An 18,272-nucleotide genomic window follows, 5' to 3' on the forward strand; every position below is an offset into this window, starting at 1 on the left:
GGTCCCGCCCCATCGGCGGCGTGCCGCGTGTTCACACCCCCACGGTCGTGTGAGTGGTACCCTCGGAAGCCTTATACATATACCCCCTGTATGTTTGTTTGCAATGGCAAACGGTAAGGTTGATTTCTTCAACGACACAGGCGGTTACGGTTTCATCTCGACTGAGGACGCGGACGAGGACGTTTTCTTCCACATGGAAGACGTTGGCGGCCCGGACCTCGAAGAAGGCGAGGAGATCGAATTCGACATCGAACAGGCCGACAAGGGCCCCCGCGCGACGAACGTCGTCCGCAACTAACGCAGATTTCCGGTCGCGTTAGCGACCACGTCTGACGCGTTTTATCGAACACCACATCCAGAGCGGCAGCGTCGCGTCTCGGCGACGCAGGACCGACGAGCGACGGGGACTCACGACTCCTCGGAGAGCGCCGCCACGTCCGCGGCAGTCACCTCGGCGTCGTCCGGGAGCCGGTCGATGCAGTCGTAACAGAGGAAGTGTTCGGTGCCGTCGCCGAGTTCGAGGACGATGCCCTCCGTCGGTCGACTCTCCTGTGTCCAGATGTTGGCGATACCGCCACCTATCGAGACGCTCTCGCCACAGCCGTCACAGGGCTGTGATGCCATAGGTTCTCTAGCGAGGACGGCGGTAAGGGCCTTTTCTTTTTGCCGGACGACACCGAACCACACGGTATGGAGGTCGACTGCGAGGGCTGTGCCGGCTGTTGCGTCGACTGGCGCCCGCTCACCGGCCGCGACATCGACCACGAGCGCCGCGGCCCGTTCGAGCCGCTCGACGACACGTACAACCTCGTCCCCCTCTCCCGCGAGGAGGTCCGGGGGTTCGTCGACGCGGGGTACGGCGACGCCCTGCGCCCGCGCCTGTGGCGGGCCGAGGGCGACGACCGGAGCGTCACCCTCTCGGGCGTCGACGTCGCGGCCATCGACGGCCGCCCCGTCTTCTTCGTCGGGTTGCGCAAGCCGCCGAAACCGGTCGCGCCGTTCGACCGGCCGCCGACGTGGCTCCGGACCTGCGTGTTCCTCGACCCGACGACGCTCCAGTGTCGCATCCACGACGGCGACCTCTACCCCCACGCCTGCGGCACCTACCCCGGGCAGAACCTGCTCCTCGAGACCGAGACGGAGTGCGAGCGCGTCGAGTCCGTCCACGGCGGCCGCCGCCTGCTCGACGACGACCCGCCGGACGTGACGCCGCTGTTCGGCCCGGGCGCGGTGGGCGAGCGCGTGTTCGCCCACCCCGAACCGGAGCGCGTCGCGGATGCCGTCGAGCGGTTCCGCGACGACGCCCTCACCGACGACGACCGCGCGGAGTTCGTCGCCGTCGCCGCCGCGTCGAGTCCCGGGACGCTCGCCGTCAACGACGACCGGTACGAACGGACGCTGGAGACGGTACTGGCCGCCGACTCGTGGGCCGGTCGGGCCATCGACCGGTGGGTCGGGGCGGCCGACGGACGCGGCGAGCGAGCGCCGGACCCGGAGGTAGCACGGGCCGTCGAGGACGACGACGGCGCGCCGCCGACGCCCGGCTGGTGACCGGACGCCGGGGCACCGCCCCGCCTGCGTGACTGACTCACACGACAGGGCTGCATTTTAACCCCCTGCCGCGCTGTGAATGGACCATGCACGTGCTGGTGACCGGCGCGACGGGGTTCGTGGGGAGCCACCTCGTCCCCGCACTCCGCGCCGCCGGCCACGACGTCCGCGCCCTCGTCAGGGACCCGTCGACGTACGACCCGCCGGACGGCGTCGACGTGGCGACGGGCGACCTGCTGGAACCGGGCAGCTTCGAAGGCGCACTGGACGGGGTCGACGCCGCCTACTACCTCGTCCACTCGATGCGGGCCGGTGACGACTACGCCGAGCGGGACCGCCGGGCGGCCAGACACTTCCGGGCCGCGGCCGACGACGCCGGCGTCGACCGGGTCGTCTATCTCGGCGGCCTCGGCGAGGACGAGGAGATTCGGTCGAAACACCTCCGCTCGCGCCGCGAGGTCGAGTACCTCCTCGCCGACGGCGACTACGACCTGACCGCGCTCCGGGCCGCCATCGTCATCGGCACCGGGAGCGCGAGCTTCCGCCTCATCCGGGAGCTGACCGCGCGGCTCCCGCTGATGCTGACGCCGCAGTGGGTCCGCACCGACTGTCACCCCATCGCCATCGAGGACGTGGTCGAGTACCTCGTCGGCGTCCTCGAGACCCCGTCGACGGCGGGCGAGACGTACGAGATCGGCGGTCCCGAGGTGCTGACCTACGCCGAGATACTCCGCCGCACCGGCGAGGTGATGCACGACGCGGAGCCGCGCATCGTCCCGATACCGATACTGAGTCCGCGGCTGTCGGCGCTGTCCATCGGACTGGTCACCGACGTCCCCTCGACGGTCGCCAGGCCGCTCATCCACGGTCTGAAGACCCCCGTGGTGGCGCGCGACGACAGCATCCAGCAGGCCGTCCCGGTGACGCTGACGCCGTTCGACGAGGCCGTCGGCCGGGCGCTCGACGGCACGCGAGAGCCCGGGCGCGTCCCCGCCGTCGCCGACGGCAGCGAGCGGGCGGATGGGCCACGCGCCGCGTCGGACCGAGCCCCAGACAGCGGCGAGGCGAGCGACGCGAGGTCCCCTTCGCCGGCGCTCTGCTCCGAGGGCGGTGAGTCCGATGAGCGGTGAGAGCCCGCATCCCGAGTACGGCGAGACGTGGGTGTACGAGAGCATCGTCGGTGCGCTGCCGGGGATTCGCCTGCCGACGTGGGCGGCGCTGGCCATCCAACTGGTCGTCTTCGAGGTGGCCGTCGTGGGGCTGTCGTGGTACTACGACGTCTGGAACGCCGCCATCGCGGCGACGGCCGTCGTCTTCGTCGCGACCATCGGGAGCATCGAGATGCTGCGCATCAGCACGCTCATCCGCCGCATCGACGTCCCGCCGACCTACCGGGCGCTGCTGTTCTCCTCGAACATGGAGGTGGTGCTGTCGGTGCTGGCGTACATCGCGATGCTGACCCACCTGTTCGTCTTCGACCCGCAGACCGCCGAGTCCCCGCTGGTGACGACGCTGTTCGGCGAGGAGCCGCCGGTGCTGGTGGTGTACCTGACGCTGCTCATCCTCTGGGACGTGAGCTACCGCATCGGCACGGGGTGGTGGGCCAGCGTCACCGGCCTCTGGCGGTCGCTGCGCTTCCGGTTCGACCCCGAGACCGCGCGGGTGTTCCAGCGGGCCGACCTGGAGACGTGGGGGTTCGGCGTCCTCCAGCTCGTCCTGGTGCCGTTCGTGCTGGACCAGCCGGTCCTGCTGGCGGCGCTGCTGGCACACGTCGCGGCCGTCACGGTGGTCACAGCCGTGTCGGTGACGCTGCTACAGGTCAGGTCGAGAAGGGCCGGCGTTACTCGGAGTTGATCTGCTTGAACTGGTCCAGCAGCTCCTCGGTGGACTCCCCGCTGTCGTAGTCGACAGTCCCGTGATACGCTGTGCGGTCGTCGTCCTCCGATAGGTCGACCTCGTTGTTCTTGCGCTCACGGCGTTCGTGTTCGTCGTCGTCATACGCTCCCATAGACATACGTTACCACACTCGAACTTGCATGTTAGTACGTATCAATGTAACGGTCGTGCACATCGTGGCGTCTCGGGGCCTCTCGCCGCCGTTCTCCGCCGTTCCGCCCCGTCCGACGGCGGGATGCGGAACGCACAAGACCACCGACCGACTACTGACGACCGTGGCTGGCCCACTTCGATTTCGCTACTCGACCGAGCGCTGGAGCGAGGACCGCGTCCGGCGTGACCTCCTCTCTCCCCTGCAGAACACCTTCGGCGCCGAGCTGAACGGCCCGTGGTTCGCCCCGCCCGACGGGTGGGCGGCCCGCCGGCTGGAGATGGACAACGGCGACCTCGCCCTGTTCTGCTGGAACGGCACCGAGGCCTACTGGCTGGGCAACACGCAGACGCCGGAGACGCTCTGGCGGACCAACAAGCGCACGTTCGACGAGGCGCCCGACCCCATCGCCGAGTGGGCCCAGCGCGAACTGCTGGCCCAGTTGGAGGTCGAGGACCCGTGGCTCACCGAGTACGAGTCCCTCGCGCACTTCTTCCTCCCCGTCTTCCTCTCGAAGGACGGCCGGGAGTCGACCCGGACGTTCTTCCGCGACCACGCCGGCGGCTTCCCCGACGCCAGTCAGGCGGAGGGGCTGCGGTTCTACGACGACTTCCTCGCGACCGGCGTGTTGGACGAGTACCGCTACACGATGGCCAGCAAACTCGGCACCAGCGAGGGGTTCGACCTCTCGCGGATGCAGGCGACGATGGGGGAGTTCAACACCGCGAAACTGCTCGTGGACTCGGGCAACGACATCGAACCCGAGGTGGAGCTCGGCTCGGGCCACTCCGTCGACTTCCGCGTCGAGGACACCCTCGTCGAGGTGACCCGCCCCCGCCCGCCGACTCGCCGACAGGTCGACACCGCCATCGGCGCGCTGAAGGCCTCCGGCGACGCGAAGACCCGCGACCAGCTGGCCGCCCACCCCGGCGCGGTGCTGGTGGTGGACTGCACCTCCTTCCACGACGACGAGTGGCGACGGGTGTACGCCGAAGAACCGAGCGTCGGCTACGAACCCCTCGTCGTCTTCCGCTACCGCCCCGACGGCCGCGTCGAGGGGTACTCCCGTGGCTCGGTCCCGTTCCCGCTCCCGTTCTGAGCCGTCGGCGTCACGCACACCACACCGTTATCCTCGCCCAGAGAGTAGCCCGGCGCATGCCCCACATCGCCGAGACGCACATCGTCAACCGGGAGCGCGTCCAGCCCACGCACGCCAACAACTACGAGAGCGCCCACGGGGGTATCGTGATGAAGTGGATGGACGAGATCGGCGCCATGTCCGCGATGCGGGCCGCCGAGGAGTCGTGTGTCACCGCCCAGATGTCCCGCGTCGACTTCGAGCGGCCCATCCCCATCGGCGACAACGCCCGCGTGGAGTCGTGGGCCTACGCCACCGGCCGGACGAGCGTCCGCGTCCGCATCGAGGTCGCCGCCGAGAACCCACGGACCGGCGAGACGGAGGAGACCACCAGCGCCTACGCCACCTTCGTCGCCGTCGAGGACGGCACGCCGGTCCCGGTGCCCGAGCTGACGGTGAAAGGCGAGAAGTGCAAGGAGCTACGGGACCGAGCGCTGGCCGAGGAACCGGAGCGGGAGTGAGCGTGACGACGCCGATGGCGGAGTTCGACCCCATCTCGCACGTCGACACGGAACGCGGCGCGACGAGACGCGCCGCTCGCAATTGGTCTCCGAGAAGAGCCTAGGCCGGAATTTGAATCCGGGGTCTCGTCCTTACCAAGGACGCGCTTTACCGCTAAGCTACCCAGGCGCATTTCGATGTACCCGGCAATTGTCTTTAGGCGTTTCGATTCGGGGCCGGCGTGGCGATTGTTCTCAGTGGTCGGCGGCGGCCTCGGTGCCGTCGCTCGAGTGCTGGTCGGTGCGGGTGTGGGCCGCCAGCGCGTCCGTGACCTCCTCGCCGACGAGGTGGCCGTACGCAGGCAGGCCGTCGCTCCCGAGGCCCGTCGCGAACTCCCGGAGCGTCGGGGTGGGGTGGACCCCGCCGGCGGTGACGCCGGCGACGACGGCGAGTTCGCAGATGTCGACCTCCAGTTCGGCGTCGAGGCTCTCGTCGCCGGTGGTCCGCTGGACCGTCTGGTCGTGGCCGAACGAGCGCACGACCTGCACGGCGGCGTCGGCGGCCTCCGTGCGAGCGAGCAGGTAGAACCCGCGCGAGACGAGGATGTCGGCGATGAGGATGTCGAGGTCGGCGGCGTCGCGGTCGCCGCTCGTCCACGGGTCCTCGTGGGCGAGCTGGCGGGTGAGCCGGAGCCCCTCGTAGATGAGTTGCACGCCGGCGGCCCGGTCGGCGTCGCCGTCGGCGGGGTCTGCCGGGTGCTCCCGGGCGGCGCTGGCGCTGACCAGCGTGAGCACGCCGGGCGAGAGCGAGGCGTCGTCGAGGCGTGCCGTGATGCGTTCGCGGAGACGTTCGGGCTCGACGTCGTCGACCGCCGCCAGCGCGGCTTGGCGGACCGCCGCCACTTCCTCCATTGGTGCGACCTAGCGGCGGGAAGGGCAAAGACCTTTGGAAACAGGGGAGTCAGACTGCGCATGGTCCGGACGACGGTCGACGGCGACGTGCGCGTGCTGACGCTCGACCGGCCGGAGCGGCGCAACGCGCTCGACCGCGAGGCGCTCCGAGAGCTCGACGCCGCCGTCTCGGCGGCGAGCGAGGCGGTCGTCTACCTCCACGGCGCCGGCGACGCGTTCTGTGCCGGGGCCGACCTCGACGTCGTCCGGTCGCTCGACACCGAGGCGGCCAGCGAGTTCGCCGCGCTGGGCCAGCGCGTCGCCACGACCATCGAACAGTACGACGGCGCGGTCGTGGCCGGCGTCGACGGGGCGGCCCGCGGCGGCGGCGTCGAACTGGCGCTGGCCTGCGACCTCCGGGTGGCGACGCCCGGCGCGACGTTCGCGGAGACCGGGGTCAAACTCGGCCTGTTCGGGGCGTGGGGCGGGACGGGGCGACTGCCCCGGATCGTCGGCACGGGCGAGGCGCTGGACCTCGCGCTGTCGGGCCGCACCGTCGACGCCGAGGCCGCCCTCCGGATGGGGCTGGTCTCGCGGGTCGTCGACGACCCCCGTGCCGTCGCCGACGAGGTGGCCGCCGTCGACCACGGGGCGCTGCGGGAGCTGAAGGCGCGGATGCGCGACGACGCCGACCAGCAGACGATAGAGGAACGCGAGCGGGCGGCGTTCGCGCGGCTGGTCGAGGCCGCAGAGTTCGGGAGCGGAGATGCCCACGACGGCGAGTAGCGCACCGGCGGTCGGGGCCCGCCCGCCGGAACGAGATTTATAGTCACGCGTCACCTAGCAGGGTGCGTGAATCGCACGGCAGCGCTCGACGCCGTCGTCTTCGGGGTGGACATCCAGAGCGGCGACGTGCGCGGTGACGCCCCCTCCTACGCGCTGGTGGTGTTCGACGGCGAGGAGATAGAGCGGGACGTGGTGTCCCGGCGGAAGTTGCGCCGCCTAGTCGACGACCGGGAGCCGGACATCCTCGCGACGGACAACATGTACGAACTGGCGGCCGACAAGGACCAGTTGGTCCACTTCCTCGGGTCGCTCCCCGACGAGACGAAACTCGTGCAGGTGACCGGCGACGAGCGCCCGGAACCGCTCTCGCGGGTCGCCAAGCGCCACGGCGTGCCCTACGGGAAAAAGCCCATGAAGGAGGCCGAAGCCGCGGCCCGACTCGCCGCCGCCAACGTCGGCCAGGAGGTGTCGGCCTTCACCGACACGACCGAGGTGAAGGTCTCGCGGGGCCGCTCGACCGGCAAGGGCGGCTGGTCGGAGGACCGCTACACCCGGCGCATCCACGGCGCCGTCAAGAAGGAGGCCCGCGAGGTGGCGTCCGAACTCGACGGCGCGGGGCTGACGTACGAGCGCGAGGTCACCGAGAAGTACGGCGGCTTCTCCAGCGCCGTCTTCCGCGTACAGGCCCGGCCGCAGGACATCCCCGTCTCCACGCACCGCTCGGGCGACACCCGCGTCGAGATAGAGCGGGTCCGCCGGGACGGCATCGAGTTCCGACCGCTGGCCAAACGGCGGGACCACGTCGTCGTCGGCGTCGACCCCGGCACCACCACCGCCGTCGCCATCGTCGGTCTGGACGGCGAGGTGCTGGACGTCTACTCCTCGCGCACCAACGACCGGGCCGACGTCGTCGAGTGGATAATCGAACGCGGGCGGCCGGTCGTCGTCGCCGCCGACGTGACGCCGATGCCCGAGACCGTCGAGAAGTTCCGGCGGTCGTTCGACGCCGCCGGGTGGGAACCGGAGCGGGACCTCCCCGTCGACGAGAAGAAACACCGGACCCGCGAGGAGGCCTACGACAACGACCACGAGCGCGACGCGATGGCGGCGGCGCTGTACGCCTTCGACCACCACGAGAGCCAGTTCGACCGCGTGGCCGGGAAGGTCCCCCCACAGCACGAGGTCGGGCCGGTCGTCGCCCGCGTCGTCGCCGGCGACGAGTCCGTCGAGTCGGTGTTGCGCGACATCGAGGGCGACGACGAGGCCGACGAGGAGTCGTCGAGCCACCAGCCCCGCGAGTTGAGCGACGAGGAGAAGGAGATAAAGCGGCTGGAGGCCCGCATCGACCGCCTCGAGTCCCACGTCGACGACCTGAAAGACACCATCCAGCGGAAGGACGACCAGTTACAGGACAAAGAGAAGCAACTGGAGAAGGCCAGACAGGAGGGCCGCCGGGAGGTCCGCAAGGACCGCGAGGTCACCAGGCTCGAACGGCGCAACGAGGCCCTCGAACGGAAGGTCGAGGACGAACGGGAGAAACGCGAGGAACTGGCCGACAAGCTCGACCGCCTGAAGTCGCTGTGGAAACTCGACCACTCGAACTTCGCCGACGTCGCGGACGAACGGGACGGACTGGTCCCGGTGAAGGTCGTCGAGCAGTTCACGCGCGACGCCATCGAGGCCGCCGACGAGGAGTTCGGCCTCGCCGCCGGCGACGTGGTCATGCTCCGGGACGCCTCCGGCGCGGGGCGGTCGACGGCGGAGCGACTCGCCGACGTCGACCCCCGGATCGTCCTCCGGGACGGCAACCTCTCGGACGCCGCCGACGAGGTGCTGTTCGACCACGACGTCCCGGTCGCGCCAGTCGAGATGGTCACCGTCCAGGAGATAGACGAACTCGCCGTCGCCCGCGAGGCGGCGGTCGAGGCCGCCGTGGCCGACTGGGAGGACCGGGCGGCCGACCGCGAGCAGGCACAGAAGGCGGAGATGGTCGACCAGATAATCAGCGAGCACCGGGCGGACAGACCCGTAGAGGAGTAGCGAGCGCCAGCCCCGCCGCGAAGCGACGCTGTGCCCGGCGGGACACGACCGGGCGTGACGGGCCGCTCCGCGACGGCCGGACGGAGCCGTCAACCTCCGAATACTGGCCCGTTGACGCCTCAGAGAGCGATTTAGAGCGAAGCGTTAAGACCGCCTGTCGGCTACTAGTCGTATGGCGGGGGATGGGCGGATTCTCGAACGCGCGTTGGACACGCTCGACGACGTCTTCTACGTCTACGACGAGCGCGGCCGACTGAGCCACTGGAACAGGCGGTTGAACGAGCTCTTCGGGCTGAGCGACGACGACCTCGACGGCATGTCGCCGCCGGACTTCTTCGAGGCGGGGGACCGGCCGGCCGTCGAGGCCGCCATCGACGAGCTGTTCGCGACCGGCGAGACGGTGGTCGAGGCGTGGGGACAGACCACGGAGGGGCGCGTCCGCTTCGAGTTGACCGGGCGACTCGTCGCCGACGACGACGGGTCGGTGCTGGGGTTTGCCGGCATCGGCCGGGACGTGACCGACCGGTACGAGCAGACCTGGCACCTCGCGAAACAGAACGAGCGGTTGGAGGAGTTCGCCGACATCCTCGCCCACGACCTGCGGAACCCGCTGGCCGTCGCGGACGGGCACCTCGCGCTGGCCCGGCAGGAGTGCGACACGGCGGCGCTGAGCGCCGTCGGTGCGGCCCACGAGCGGATGGAACGCATCGTCGACGACGTCCGGACGGCGTCGAAGGAGGGGACGCTCGCGGCCGACGTCGAACCCGTCGACCTGCCCGCCGTCGCGGCCGACGCGTGGGCGACCGTCGAGACGGGCGACGCCGTCCTCGCCCTGCCGGCGTCGCTGTCGGTCGAGGCCGACGCGGCCCGGATACGGCGGTTGTTCGAGAACCTGTTCCGGAACGCGGTCGAGCACGCCGGCCCGGACGTGACGGTCACGCTGGCGGCGACCGACGACGGGTTCGCCGTCGAGGACGACGGCCCCGGCATCGACCCCGCAGATCGCGAGTCGGTGTTCGTCCCCGGCGTGAGCGGCGCGTCCGAGGGGACGGGGTTCGGGCTGTACATCGTCCGCGCCATCGCGGAAGCCCACGGCTGGACGGTCGAGGCGGGCGAGAGCGAGGCCGGCGGGGCGCGCTTCGAGTTCGACGTGCGGGCCGCCTAGGGCATCCCGCCGCCCATCCCCATGCCGAAGGAGGCCAGCAGGCTCGTGACGAGGCCGTAGACGATGAGGCCGAGGCCGCCGACGACGAGGGCCAGACCGGCCGCGAGAATCAGGTTCTGCCACGCGACGAGGCCGATACCGCCGAACAGGACGACGACCCCGGCGACGCCGGAGAGACCGAGTTTGTCGAGCATACCCCAGTTCGCCCGTCCGGCGGACAAAAGCCCGTCGGTCAGTACTCGAACTCGGTGTCGACACTCTGGGCGGCGCCGACCATCTCGGCGACGGCGTCCTGCCGACGCAGGAGCGTCATCGTGTTGCCGGTGACGTCGAAGGTGCCGTTCATCACGGACTCGGAGACGTCCAGCTCGCCCCGCAGCATCGCGCTCCACGCCTCGTAGGGGCCCCGCAGGGCGAAGTCGTAGTCGGCGTCGCCGTCGACGACGTGGGCGTCGGTGCAGGCGCCGTCGCCGATGGTGACCAGGAACCGTATCGGGTCGCCGTCGTAGGCCTCGTCGGCCTGGATCTCGAAGCAGAACGTCGCGTCGAAGTCGGCGGCCGCCTCGGCGAACGCCTCGCGGTCGTTGATGCGGTCGCGCCACGCCCGCGCCCAGTCCTCGGCATCGGCGGGCAACCTGAGAGTCATGGACGCCGGTTACCGTGGCCGGACCTTGTGCCTTACCACTCGGGCGTGTCGCTGGGCGACTGGCAATCGTACAAAACTTAACCCTCCCGGGGCCGAACACTCTGCTATGAGCGACAACGAGGGCCGAAAAGACCTGCGGATGCCGGACGACGACGAGGTGTTCGCCGTCGTCACGAACATGCTCGGTGCGAATCGCGTCAAGGTACGCTGTATGGACGGGGTCGAACGCACAGCCCGGATTCCGGGCAAGATGCAGAAACGAATCTGGATTCGCGAGGACGACGTGGTCCTCGTCTCGCCGTGGGACTGGCAGGACGAGAAGGCCGACATCACGTGGCGCTACGAGAAGCAGGACGCCGACCAGCTCCGCGAGGAGGGACACATCCAGGAGTAGCGCCCTGATGCACCGCGTGCCAGCGCCGACGGAGGGCCAGCAGTGAGCGACAGCGAGGCGGAGTTCGGCCTGCTCGACACCGACGAGGCCGAGGGCGTCGGCGACGAGTGGGAGGAGATAGACGTCTCCGACACCGAGGCCGACCGCATCGCCCGCAAGCGGGACCGCGAGTTCAGCGAGTTCCGGAAGCGCATCAAGGACGCCGACCAGTTCAAGGTCGAGGCCAGCGTCTTCGACGACGCCACCTACGGCGCGCTGTACAAACTCGTCCAGGACGGCCACATCGACGCCTTCGGCGGCCCCATCTCGACGGGGAAGGAGGCCAACGTCTACACCGCGCTCTCGGGCGACGAGGAGGTGGCCGTGAAGGTGTACCGCATCAACGCCTCGGACTTCAAGGACATGCGGGGGTATCTGGACGGGGACCCCCGGTTCGAGGGCATCGGCTCGGACAAGAAGAAGGTCGTCACCGCGTGGGTCCGCAAGGAGTCCTCGAACCTCGAGCGCGCCCGCCGTGCGGGCGTCCGCACGCCCGAACCCATCGCCGTCGAGCGGAACGTCCTCGTGATGGAGTACCTGGGCACCGAGGAAGGGCGGGCCAAACGCCTCAGCGAGGTCCACATCGAGAACCCGGAGACGGCCTACGAAGTCGTCAAGGAGTACGTCCGCCGCCTCTACGACGCCGGACTGGTCCACGGGGACCTCTCGGAGTACAACGTCGTCTTCCACGAGGGGCAGCTGTACATCATCGACCTCGGACAGGCGGTGACCATCCACCACCCCAACGCCGACGAGTTCCTCGAACGGGACTGCCGGAACGTCGCGAACTTCTTCGCCCGGCAGGGCGTCGACGCCACGCCCGACGAGCTGCTCGCCTACGTCAAGGAGTACGCGACGCCGGAAGACGACGAGGACACCGCGCCGGGGAGCGACGACGACGCCGTGCCACAGGGGACACCCGAGGACCGACGGGAGGAGTGACGCGGGCGGTTCGCTGGTGGGTTTGCAGTCGGCCGGCCGCCCGGAGACGCCGCCGAAACTAGACGCCGAAGTCTTAAACAGGCAGAACCCCGTACTCGGAAGCATATTATGAAACACGTGAAGATTCCGCAGGACCGAATCGGCGTGCTGATCGGCGAAGGTGGTGAGACCATGCGCGAGATCGAGGAGCGGGCGGAGGTCCGTCTGGACATCGACTCCGAGGATGGCACCGTCAAGGTCGAGTCCGTCGGCGACCCCGTGACGGCGCTGAAAGGGCCGGACATCGTGAAGGCCATCGGCCGCGGGTTCGCCCCCGAGGACGCGCTGGCGCTGCTGGACGACGACATGATGATGTTCGAGATGATAGACATCGAGGCCGCCGCCCGGAACAAGAACGACCTCCGCCGTCAGAAGGGGCGTCTCATCGGCGAGGGCGGCCGGACGCGGGAGCTCATGCAGGAGCTGACCGGCGCCGCCGTCGTCATCTACGGGTCGACGCTCTCTATCATCGGCGGGCCCGAACAGGTCGACGCGGTCCGCGAGGCCGCCGAGATGCTGCTGGACGGCGCGCCCCACGGCTCCGTGTACTCCTTCCTCGAGCGCAAGCACAACGAGATGAAGCACAAGGGACTGGAGTACCACCAGTTCACCGGGTGAGCGCCCGGACGGACCGCGCCGCGAGGGTTTCTCTCCGATTCGAGTCGCGTACAGCGGTGGCTGTTTAGTGGGTGGGGACCCACCAGACCGTATGGAGAAGGTCACGCTCGCCGAGGCGTTCGACTCGTTCGAGGAGACGTGGGCGCCCCGCGTCGCCGGCGAACCGAACGACCAGGCGGTCAAACTCGCGAAGGCCGAAGGCGAGTTCGTCTGGCACCGCCACGCCGACGCCGACGAACTGTTTCTGGTGCAGTCGGGCCAGTTGCGCATCGAGTTCCGCGAGGAGGCCGACGTGGTGCTGTCGGCGGGCGAGCTGCTCGTCGTCCCGCGGGGCGTCGAGCACCGACCGGTCGCCGAGCCGACGGCCGAGATACTGCTGTTCGAACCCGCCGGGACGCGGAACACGGGCGACGTCGAGGCCGAGCAGACACAGACGGAGCGACGGCGGCTCGACTGACTGGCAGCCCCCGGTTTCACGGCGCGAGCGGCGTAACATATAACGCCGCGGCCCGTCAACCACAGTGAAGAACGACCGTGTCAGACGACAGCGACGCCGCCGGCGGGACCGACGCCGGCAGCGAGAGCGGCCAGCGCGTCGGCGACGTGATGGACCGGCTGGAGCGGCTTCGAGCCGAGGAGGACGAGCGCTCGGAGTCGGTGTCGGAGGGCGTCCTGCTGGACCAGTTACGGGAGGTCGAGCAACGCCTGCTGGCCTTCGGCGAGGCGCTGGGCGGCGACCCCGAGGACGTGACGGACCTCCCGTTCACCGAGGAGGCGGGGCTGGACCACATGCCCGAACCGCTGTACGTCCGCCACGACACGGCGATGCTGAACCAGGTCACCTCGTGGCTGCTGCAGGACCAGCACATCGGCCTCGTGAGCCCCTACGGCACCGGGAAGTCGGCGTTCCGGGAGATAGTCCTCCGGGACCTCTCGCAACACGACGACTTCGTCGTCACGCACCTGGACAACCCACGGGAGACGACGGCGCGGGCGCTGTACCAGACGGTGCTGGAGGCGGCCTACGCCGCGGGGTTCTCCGTCGACTTCGGGCGCTACTCGCAGGTCCGCAACGGCATCCCGTGGGCGACCGCGGAGGCGAAGGCGGCGGTTCGGGAGGTCGTCCAGCGGGTGCGCGAACACGGGAAGACGCTCCTGCTTGTCGTCGACGAGATAGAGGTGCTGGAGGCCGACCTGCTCTCGCCGCTGCAGGTCGCCGGCGACGCCGGCGTCCGCCTGTTCCTGACCGGCACGCCGGAGGGCAAGCGCCGGGTCGCCGAGATACGCGGGACGCTGGACTCCCGACTGCGCTACTACGAGGGCATCGAACCGTTCTCGCCCGACGACGTGGCCGAGTACGTCGCCCGGTCGCTGGCGTACTTCCGCGGCGAGACCTACGACGGCCAACCGCCGGACCTGTTCACCCGGGCGGCCATCGAGGACGTCCACGAGCGGACAGAGGGGGTCCCGCGCGAGGTGCGCATCGAGTGCCGCGAGCTGTTCACGCGCGCGGCGTTCGTCTGGTACCGCACCGGGCAGGACGTCGACCGGATACAGGTCACGCCGGAACTGCGCCACCGTCGGTTCGGGATGGGGTACTGAGAAGCGCCGACGGCCTCGTCGCCGGCCCGCTCAGACGCGGTTGATGAACGTCACCGCCGCCGACCCGCAGGACTCACAGCGCGGGTCCCGGGTCCCGCCGTCGACTTCGAACACCGCGTCGCAGTCGTCACAGCGGTACTTGTCGACCGACTCCGATGCGAACAGGTCGGTGATGCTGTCGAGGACGCCCATGTCCCGTCCCTCCGGCCGCTAGTTCGTGCGAACACCTAACAAATCCTATGGATAGTTCACGCTTACCCCCCTGAAACGGTCCGGAGAGGCTACTTAAACACACCACGGTAGACAGTGCCACACCGCCGAGAACGGGAGACAGTACGGCGATACATCGTCCGCCACAACAAGCTTTATATAGAATCACATTCAATCATCGTCTGACTATGGCTCAACAGCAGATGGGCAACCAGCCCATGATCGTACTCTCCGAGGAGTCCCAGCGAACCTCCGGGAAGGACGCACAGTCCATGAACATCACGGCCGGGACGGCCGTGGCGGAGGCCGTACGGACAACACTCGGCCCGAAGGGCATGGACAAGATGCTCGTCGACAACTCCGGGTCGGTCGTCGTCACGAACGACGGCGTCACCATCCTCGACGAGATGGACATCGAGCACCCGGCGGCCAACATGATCGTCGAGGTCGCCCAGACCCAGGAGGACGAGGTCGGGGACGGCACGACGACGGCCGTCGTCATCGCCGGTGAACTGCTGTCGAAGGCCGAGGAACTCCTCGACCAGGACATCCACGCCACCATCCTGGCCCAGGGGTACCGCCAGGCCGCCGAGAAGGCGAAGGAGATCCTCGAGGAGAACGCCATCGAGGTCGACGCCGACGACACCGAGACCCTCGAGAAGGTCGCCGGCACGGCCATGACCGGCAAGGGCGCCGAGTCCTCGAAGGACGTGCTGGCCGAACTCGTCGTCCGCGCGGTCCAGTCCGTCGCCGACGACGACGGCACGGTCGACACCGACAACATCCAGATCGAGACGGTCGTCGGCGGCTCCACCGACGAGTCCGAACTCGTCGAGGGCGTCATCGTCGACAAGGAGCGCGTCCACGACAACATGCCGTTCGCCGTCGAGGACGCCGACGTCGCGCTCCTCGATACGGCCATCGAGGTCCCCGAGACGGAACTGGACACCGAGGTCAACGTCACCGACCCCGACCAGCTCCAGCAGTTCCTCGACCAGGAGGAGAAACAGCTCAAGGAGATGGTCGACAAGCTCGCCGAGTCCGGCGCCGACGTCGTCTTCTGCCAGAAGGGCATCGACGACATGGCCCAGCACTACCTCGCCCAGGAGGGCATCCTCGCGGTCCGCCGCGCGAAGAAGTCCGACATCGAGGCCCTCTCGCGCTCGACGGGCGCCCGCATCGTCTCGAACATCGACGACATCACCGAGGACGACCTCGGCTTCGCCGGCTCCGTCGCCCAGAAGGACATCGCCGGCGACGAGCGCATCTTCGTCGAGGACGTCGAGGACGCCAAGGCCGTCACGATGATCCTCCGCGGCGGCACCGAACACGTCGTCGACGAGGTCGAGCGCGCCATCGAGGACTCGCTCGGCGTCGTCGCCGCCACGCTGGAGGACGGCAAGGTCCTGCCCGGCGGCGGTGCCCCCGAGACCCAGCTCGCGCTGGGCCTGCGTGACTACGCCGACTCCGTCGGTGGGCGCGAACAGCTCGCCGTCGAGGCCTTCGCCGACGCCATCGACGTCATCCCGCGCACGCTCGCGGAGAACGCGGGTCACGACCCCATCGACTCGCTGGTCGACCTCCGCAGCAAGCACGACGCCGGCGACGTCACGAGCGGCCTCGACGCCTATTCCGGCGAGGTCGTCGACATGGAGGAGGACGGCGTCGTCGAGCCCCTCCGCGTCAAGACCCAGGCCATCGAGTCCGCCACCGAGGCGGCCGTGATGATCCTGCGCATCGACGACGTCATCGCCGCTGGCGACCTGAAGGGTGGCCAGGGCGACGACGACGACGAGGAAGGCGGGCCCGGCGGCCCCGGCGGCGCGCCCGGCGGCATGGGCGGCGGCATGGGCGGCATGGGCGGCGGCATGGGCGGCATGATGTGAAGTCGGCCTGAGGCCACTCACACCACCCACTCCGCCTGACTCGCCGCACCGCTCGCGAACCGACCCTTTCTCTCTGTTTCCGCACCGCTAGCCGTCGGTCTCCGGCGGCGACCTGCCACGGCTCATGCCGTCAGACCCGCTCGACGAGCGTCGCGATACCCTGCCCGAACCCGATGCACATCGTACACAGCCCGTAGCGGCCGTCGCAGGCGTCGAGTTGGTACGGCAGCTTCCCCAGCAGCGCCGCGCCGGTCGCCCCGAGCGGATGGCCGTGAGCGATAGCGCCGCCCCAGACGTTCGTCTTCGCCCAGTCGGCGCCCGTCTCCTCGAGCCACGCGGCCACGACGGGGGCGAAGGCCTCGTTCACCTCGAAGCGGTCCACGTCGTCGACGGCGAGGTCGTTGCGAGCGAGTAGCTGCTCCGTGGCGGGAATCGGGCCGGTGAGCATCGTCGTCGGGTCGACGCCGACGACGACGCTGTCGACGACGCGGGCGAGCGGGTCCCAGCCGTACGACTCGCAGGCCGCGCCCGAGGCGACCAGCGTCGCGGCGGCACCGTCGACGATGCCCGACGCGTTCCCGGGGTGGACGACGCCCTCGCCCGCCTCGCGGAAGGCCAGCGGCAGGCCGGCGAGCGTCTCGACGTCCGTCTCGGGGCGGGGGTGTTCGTCCTCGGCGACGACGACCGACTCGCCGTCGAGCGTCGTCTCGACGGGGACGACCTGCTCGGCGTACCGGTCCTCGGCGACGGCCGCGCCCCACCGGCGCTGTGAGTCGACGGCGAGTTCGTCGAGTTCGCGGCGCGAGAGCCCCCACTGCTCGGCCATCCGCTCGGCGCCCTCGCCCTGGGTGGTCAGTTCGTCGAAGTGCTCGAAGTAGGTGTCCGTCACGCCGCCCGGGTCGGCGTAGCTGTGGCCCTCCCCCGGCGTGTCGCTGCCCATCGGGACCCGGGTCATGTGTTCGACGCCGCCGGCGACCAGCAGGTCCGCCATCCGGCCGCGAACCTGCCCGGCGGCGAAGGTCACCGCCTGCTGGCCGGAGCCACACATCCGGTTGAGCTGGACGCCGGGGACGCCGTCACCCCACCCGGCGACCATCGGCGCGATGCGGCCGACGTTCAGCCCCTGTTCGCCGACGGGGACGACACAGCCGTAGACGACGTCCTCGACGTCGGAACCGTCGAAACCGTTGCGGGCTTCGAGCGCCGCGAGCGGTTCGGCGGCGAGGTCCTGTGGGTGCGTGTCGCGGAACGACCCCTCGCGCGCGCCGAAGGGCGTCCTGACAGCGTCGACGACGTAGGCTTCCTGCATGCCACCAGCGAGTCAGGCGAGGAACATCACTGTTCGGCCGGCGAGCGGCGGCGTGACGGTCGCCCGACGTAGCGCCACGCGGTGGGCTCGGGTGTCGAGATGGCCACCAGACCGAACGCATCGACGCGTTGTCAGCAGCTACATCGTACGTACTCGAAGATAAACGAGGTGCGAAAGTAGTTAATACGTATGTAGATAGAAAGTATCTAGAAGTGAAATCCCGACAGCTGGCTACCAACAGTGAGCGACCGGTACATACAGTTTTTTGTCCGGGCTGGTTGGCTCTGCTATGGTCGGGTCAACAGTCGACGAGGGACGGAGCGAGACACGATGTCCGTGGTGAAGTGGGTCAAACGAGTGCTGCACGGCGCACAGTCCTGTATCCTCTACGAGTGTCGTATCTGCGGGGTGACGATGGACCGGCGGCTCGACGCCTGTCGCCGGTGTGGGTCGCGTGAGATAGCTCGGTACGAGCTCTGCTGACCGTCGGCGGACCGAAGTCGAAAGGGTTCTTGGCGTCGCTACGAGA

23 protein-coding genes and 1 tRNA gene are annotated in these 18,272 nt (G+C 69.3%); 16 read left to right on the forward strand and 8 right to left on the reverse strand.

What is annotated here, in order from left to right; all coding sequences use genetic code 11:
• Positions 1 to 103 precede the first annotated feature (103 nt).
• A complete protein-coding gene (locus tag ACV7GQ_RS15685; RefSeq protein ID WP_166967680.1) occupies positions 104 to 298 on the forward strand; it encodes a cold-shock protein in 195 nt (64 codons plus the stop codon).
• Between the two features lie 110 nt (positions 299 to 408).
• On the opposite strand, the gene ACV7GQ_RS15690 is transcribed toward ACV7GQ_RS15685, so the two are convergent.
• Positions 409 to 624, reverse strand: coding sequence for a DUF7561 family protein (locus ACV7GQ_RS15690; protein ID WP_470311148.1), 216 nt, complete (start codon positions 622 to 624; stop codon positions 409 to 411).
• Positions 625 to 690: 66 nt separating this feature from the next.
• On the opposite strand from ACV7GQ_RS15690, the gene ACV7GQ_RS15695 reads away from it, so the two are divergent.
• The 3 genes from ACV7GQ_RS15695 to ACV7GQ_RS15705 all read left to right on the forward strand — a co-directional run bounded on the left by ACV7GQ_RS15695 (position 691) and on the right by ACV7GQ_RS15705 (position 3,405).
• Positions 691 to 1,551, forward strand: a complete 861-nt coding sequence (locus ACV7GQ_RS15695) for a YkgJ family cysteine cluster protein (protein WP_470311149.1) — start codon at positions 691 to 693, stop codon at positions 1,549 to 1,551.
• A gap of 86 nt (positions 1,552 to 1,637) precedes the next feature.
• Positions 1,638 to 2,681 (forward strand): NAD(P)H-binding protein, encoded by a 1,044-nt coding sequence (locus tag ACV7GQ_RS15700; RefSeq protein WP_470311150.1) that lies wholly within the window; start codon positions 1,638 to 1,640, stop codon positions 2,679 to 2,681.
• Positions 2,671 to 3,405 (forward strand): DUF7530 family protein, encoded by a 735-nt coding sequence (locus tag ACV7GQ_RS15705; RefSeq protein WP_470311151.1) that lies wholly within the window; start codon positions 2,671 to 2,673, stop codon positions 3,403 to 3,405. Before ACV7GQ_RS15700 ends, ACV7GQ_RS15705 begins: the two co-directional genes overlap by 11 nt.
• Here the strand turns inward: ACV7GQ_RS15705 and ACV7GQ_RS15710 are convergent.
• A complete protein-coding gene (locus ACV7GQ_RS15710; protein ID WP_220617700.1) occupies positions 3,392 to 3,565 on the reverse strand; it encodes a DUF5786 family protein in 174 nt (57 codons plus the stop codon). The two genes, ACV7GQ_RS15705 and ACV7GQ_RS15710, sit on opposite strands and share 14 nt — an antisense overlap.
• A gap of 157 nt (positions 3,566 to 3,722) precedes the next feature.
• On the opposite strand from ACV7GQ_RS15710, the gene ACV7GQ_RS15715 reads away from it, so the two are divergent.
• Both ACV7GQ_RS15715 and ACV7GQ_RS15720 read left to right on the forward strand, forming a co-directional pair.
• Positions 3,723 to 4,697 (forward strand): DUF5784 family protein, encoded by a 975-nt coding sequence (locus ACV7GQ_RS15715; protein WP_470311152.1) that lies wholly within the window; start codon positions 3,723 to 3,725, stop codon positions 4,695 to 4,697.
• A 56-nt stretch (positions 4,698 to 4,753) separates the two neighbouring features.
• Positions 4,754 to 5,197, forward strand: a complete 444-nt coding sequence (locus tag ACV7GQ_RS15720) for an acyl-CoA thioesterase (protein ID WP_470311153.1) — start codon at positions 4,754 to 4,756, stop codon at positions 5,195 to 5,197.
• Positions 5,198 to 5,294: 97 nt separating this feature from the next.
• Here the strand turns inward: ACV7GQ_RS15720 and ACV7GQ_RS15725 are convergent.
• Both ACV7GQ_RS15725 and ACV7GQ_RS15730 read right to left on the reverse strand, forming a co-directional pair.
• A tRNA-Thr gene (locus tag ACV7GQ_RS15725) sits at positions 5,295 to 5,366 on the reverse strand.
• A 65-nt stretch (positions 5,367 to 5,431) separates the two neighbouring features.
• On the reverse strand, positions 5,432 to 6,088 hold the full coding sequence (locus ACV7GQ_RS15730) for a DUF7114 family protein (RefSeq protein WP_470311154.1): 657 nt from the start codon (positions 6,086 to 6,088) through the stop codon (positions 5,432 to 5,434).
• A gap of 60 nt (positions 6,089 to 6,148) precedes the next feature.
• Between ACV7GQ_RS15730 and ACV7GQ_RS15735 the strand changes: the two genes are divergently transcribed.
• From ACV7GQ_RS15735 to ACV7GQ_RS15745, 3 genes are all read left to right on the forward strand, one after another.
• Positions 6,149 to 6,853: an enoyl-CoA hydratase/isomerase family protein gene (locus tag ACV7GQ_RS15735; RefSeq protein WP_470311155.1), complete on the forward strand. Its 705-nt coding sequence runs from the start codon at positions 6,149 to 6,151 to the stop codon at positions 6,851 to 6,853.
• Between the two features lie 66 nt (positions 6,854 to 6,919).
• Positions 6,920 to 8,893 (forward strand): DUF460 domain-containing protein, encoded by a 1,974-nt coding sequence (locus ACV7GQ_RS15740; RefSeq protein WP_470311156.1) that lies wholly within the window; start codon positions 6,920 to 6,922, stop codon positions 8,891 to 8,893.
• A 172-nt stretch (positions 8,894 to 9,065) separates the two neighbouring features.
• A complete protein-coding gene (locus ACV7GQ_RS15745) occupies positions 9,066 to 10,058 on the forward strand; it encodes a sensor histidine kinase (RefSeq protein WP_470311157.1) in 993 nt (330 codons plus the stop codon).
• On the opposite strand, the gene ACV7GQ_RS15750 is transcribed toward ACV7GQ_RS15745, so the two are convergent.
• The gene (locus tag ACV7GQ_RS15750) at positions 10,055 to 10,252 is read right to left on the reverse strand and encodes a DUF7470 family protein (protein ID WP_220617693.1); all 198 of its coding nucleotides are present in this window, start codon (positions 10,250 to 10,252) and stop codon (positions 10,055 to 10,057) included. The two genes, ACV7GQ_RS15745 and ACV7GQ_RS15750, sit on opposite strands and share 4 nt — an antisense overlap.
• A gap of 38 nt (positions 10,253 to 10,290) precedes the next feature.
• Positions 10,291 to 10,704, reverse strand: coding sequence for an SCP2 sterol-binding domain-containing protein (locus ACV7GQ_RS15755; RefSeq protein WP_470311158.1), 414 nt, complete (start codon positions 10,702 to 10,704; stop codon positions 10,291 to 10,293).
• Positions 10,705 to 10,810: 106 nt separating this feature from the next.
• Between ACV7GQ_RS15755 and eif1A the strand changes: the two genes are divergently transcribed.
• From eif1A to ACV7GQ_RS15780, 5 genes are all read left to right on the forward strand, one after another.
• Positions 10,811 to 11,098, forward strand: a complete 288-nt coding sequence (gene eif1A / locus ACV7GQ_RS15760) for a translation initiation factor eIF-1A (RefSeq protein WP_220617691.1) — start codon at positions 10,811 to 10,813, stop codon at positions 11,096 to 11,098.
• 42 nt (positions 11,099 to 11,140) lie between these two features.
• Positions 11,141 to 12,079, forward strand: coding sequence for a serine/threonine-protein kinase Rio1 (gene rio1 / locus ACV7GQ_RS15765; RefSeq protein ID WP_470311159.1), 939 nt, complete (start codon positions 11,141 to 11,143; stop codon positions 12,077 to 12,079).
• A gap of 108 nt (positions 12,080 to 12,187) precedes the next feature.
• The gene (locus ACV7GQ_RS15770) at positions 12,188 to 12,736 is read left to right on the forward strand and encodes a KH domain-containing protein (protein ID WP_470311160.1); all 549 of its coding nucleotides are present in this window, start codon (positions 12,188 to 12,190) and stop codon (positions 12,734 to 12,736) included.
• A 91-nt stretch (positions 12,737 to 12,827) separates the two neighbouring features.
• A complete protein-coding gene (locus ACV7GQ_RS15775) occupies positions 12,828 to 13,193 on the forward strand; it encodes a cupin domain-containing protein (protein ID WP_470311161.1) in 366 nt (121 codons plus the stop codon).
• Between the two features lie 149 nt (positions 13,194 to 13,342).
• A complete protein-coding gene (locus tag ACV7GQ_RS15780; RefSeq protein ID WP_470313173.1) occupies positions 13,343 to 14,338 on the forward strand; it encodes an AAA family ATPase in 996 nt (331 codons plus the stop codon).
• A 30-nt stretch (positions 14,339 to 14,368) separates the two neighbouring features.
• Here the strand turns inward: ACV7GQ_RS15780 and ACV7GQ_RS15785 are convergent, their stop codons facing one another.
• On the reverse strand, positions 14,369 to 14,530 hold the full coding sequence (locus tag ACV7GQ_RS15785; protein WP_470311162.1) for an FmdB family zinc ribbon protein: 162 nt from the start codon (positions 14,528 to 14,530) through the stop codon (positions 14,369 to 14,371).
• Between the two features lie 221 nt (positions 14,531 to 14,751).
• Between ACV7GQ_RS15785 and thsA the strand changes: the two genes are divergently transcribed.
• A complete protein-coding gene (thsA, locus tag ACV7GQ_RS15790) occupies positions 14,752 to 16,434 on the forward strand; it encodes a thermosome subunit alpha (RefSeq protein WP_470313174.1) in 1,683 nt (560 codons plus the stop codon).
• Between the two features lie 130 nt (positions 16,435 to 16,564).
• On the opposite strand, the gene ACV7GQ_RS15795 is transcribed toward thsA, so the two are convergent.
• A complete protein-coding gene (locus ACV7GQ_RS15795; RefSeq protein ID WP_470311163.1) occupies positions 16,565 to 17,743 on the reverse strand; it encodes a thiolase family protein in 1,179 nt (392 codons plus the stop codon).
• Between the two features lie 330 nt (positions 17,744 to 18,073).
• Here ACV7GQ_RS15795 and ACV7GQ_RS15800 point away from each other — a divergent pair, with 330 nt between their 5' ends.
• Complete coding sequence (locus tag ACV7GQ_RS15800; protein WP_470311164.1) at positions 18,074 to 18,226, forward strand: hypothetical protein; 153 nt, start codon at positions 18,074 to 18,076, stop codon at positions 18,224 to 18,226.
• Positions 18,227 to 18,272: the final 46 nt, after the last annotated feature.

Source organism: Haloarcula sp. MBLA0163 (assembly GCF_055632435.1).

Bases quoted from the DNA above. Each gene is read 5' to 3' on its own strand.
- ACV7GQ_RS15685 (WP_166967680.1), top strand. From the start codon at position 104: ATGGCAAACGGTAAGGTTGATTTCTTCAACGACACAGGCGGTTACGGT.
- ACV7GQ_RS15690 (WP_470311148.1), bottom strand. From the start codon at position 624: ATGGCATCACAGCCCTGTGACGGCTGTGGCGAGAGCGTCTCGATAGGT.
- ACV7GQ_RS15695 (WP_470311149.1), top strand. From the start codon at position 691: ATGGAGGTCGACTGCGAGGGCTGTGCCGGCTGTTGCGTCGACTGGCGC.
- ACV7GQ_RS15700 (WP_470311150.1), top strand. From the start codon at position 1,638: ATGCACGTGCTGGTGACCGGCGCGACGGGGTTCGTGGGGAGCCACCTC.
- ACV7GQ_RS15705 (WP_470311151.1), top strand. From the start codon at position 2,671: ATGAGCGGTGAGAGCCCGCATCCCGAGTACGGCGAGACGTGGGTGTAC.
- ACV7GQ_RS15710 (WP_220617700.1), bottom strand. From the start codon at position 3,565: ATGTCTATGGGAGCGTATGACGACGACGAACACGAACGCCGTGAGCGC.
- ACV7GQ_RS15720 (WP_470311153.1), top strand. From the start codon at position 4,754: ATGCCCCACATCGCCGAGACGCACATCGTCAACCGGGAGCGCGTCCAG.
- ACV7GQ_RS15730 (WP_470311154.1), bottom strand. From the start codon at position 6,088: ATGGAGGAAGTGGCGGCGGTCCGCCAAGCCGCGCTGGCGGCGGTCGAC.
- ACV7GQ_RS15735 (WP_470311155.1), top strand. From the start codon at position 6,149: ATGGTCCGGACGACGGTCGACGGCGACGTGCGCGTGCTGACGCTCGAC.
- ACV7GQ_RS15745 (WP_470311157.1), top strand. From the start codon at position 9,066: ATGGCGGGGGATGGGCGGATTCTCGAACGCGCGTTGGACACGCTCGAC.
- ACV7GQ_RS15750 (WP_220617693.1), bottom strand. From the start codon at position 10,252: ATGCTCGACAAACTCGGTCTCTCCGGCGTCGCCGGGGTCGTCGTCCTG.
- ACV7GQ_RS15755 (WP_470311158.1), bottom strand. From the start codon at position 10,704: ATGACTCTCAGGTTGCCCGCCGATGCCGAGGACTGGGCGCGGGCGTGG.
- eif1A (WP_220617691.1), top strand. From the start codon at position 10,811: ATGAGCGACAACGAGGGCCGAAAAGACCTGCGGATGCCGGACGACGAC.
- ACV7GQ_RS15770 (WP_470311160.1), top strand. From the start codon at position 12,188: ATGAAACACGTGAAGATTCCGCAGGACCGAATCGGCGTGCTGATCGGC.
- ACV7GQ_RS15775 (WP_470311161.1), top strand. From the start codon at position 12,828: ATGGAGAAGGTCACGCTCGCCGAGGCGTTCGACTCGTTCGAGGAGACG.
- ACV7GQ_RS15780 (WP_470313173.1), top strand. From the start codon at position 13,343: ATGGACCGGCTGGAGCGGCTTCGAGCCGAGGAGGACGAGCGCTCGGAG.
- ACV7GQ_RS15785 (WP_470311162.1), bottom strand. From the start codon at position 14,530: ATGGGCGTCCTCGACAGCATCACCGACCTGTTCGCATCGGAGTCGGTC.
- thsA (WP_470313174.1), top strand. From the start codon at position 14,752: ATGGGCAACCAGCCCATGATCGTACTCTCCGAGGAGTCCCAGCGAACC.
- ACV7GQ_RS15795 (WP_470311163.1), bottom strand. From the start codon at position 17,743: ATGCAGGAAGCCTACGTCGTCGACGCTGTCAGGACGCCCTTCGGCGCG.
- ACV7GQ_RS15800 (WP_470311164.1), top strand. From the start codon at position 18,074: ATGTCCGTGGTGAAGTGGGTCAAACGAGTGCTGCACGGCGCACAGTCC.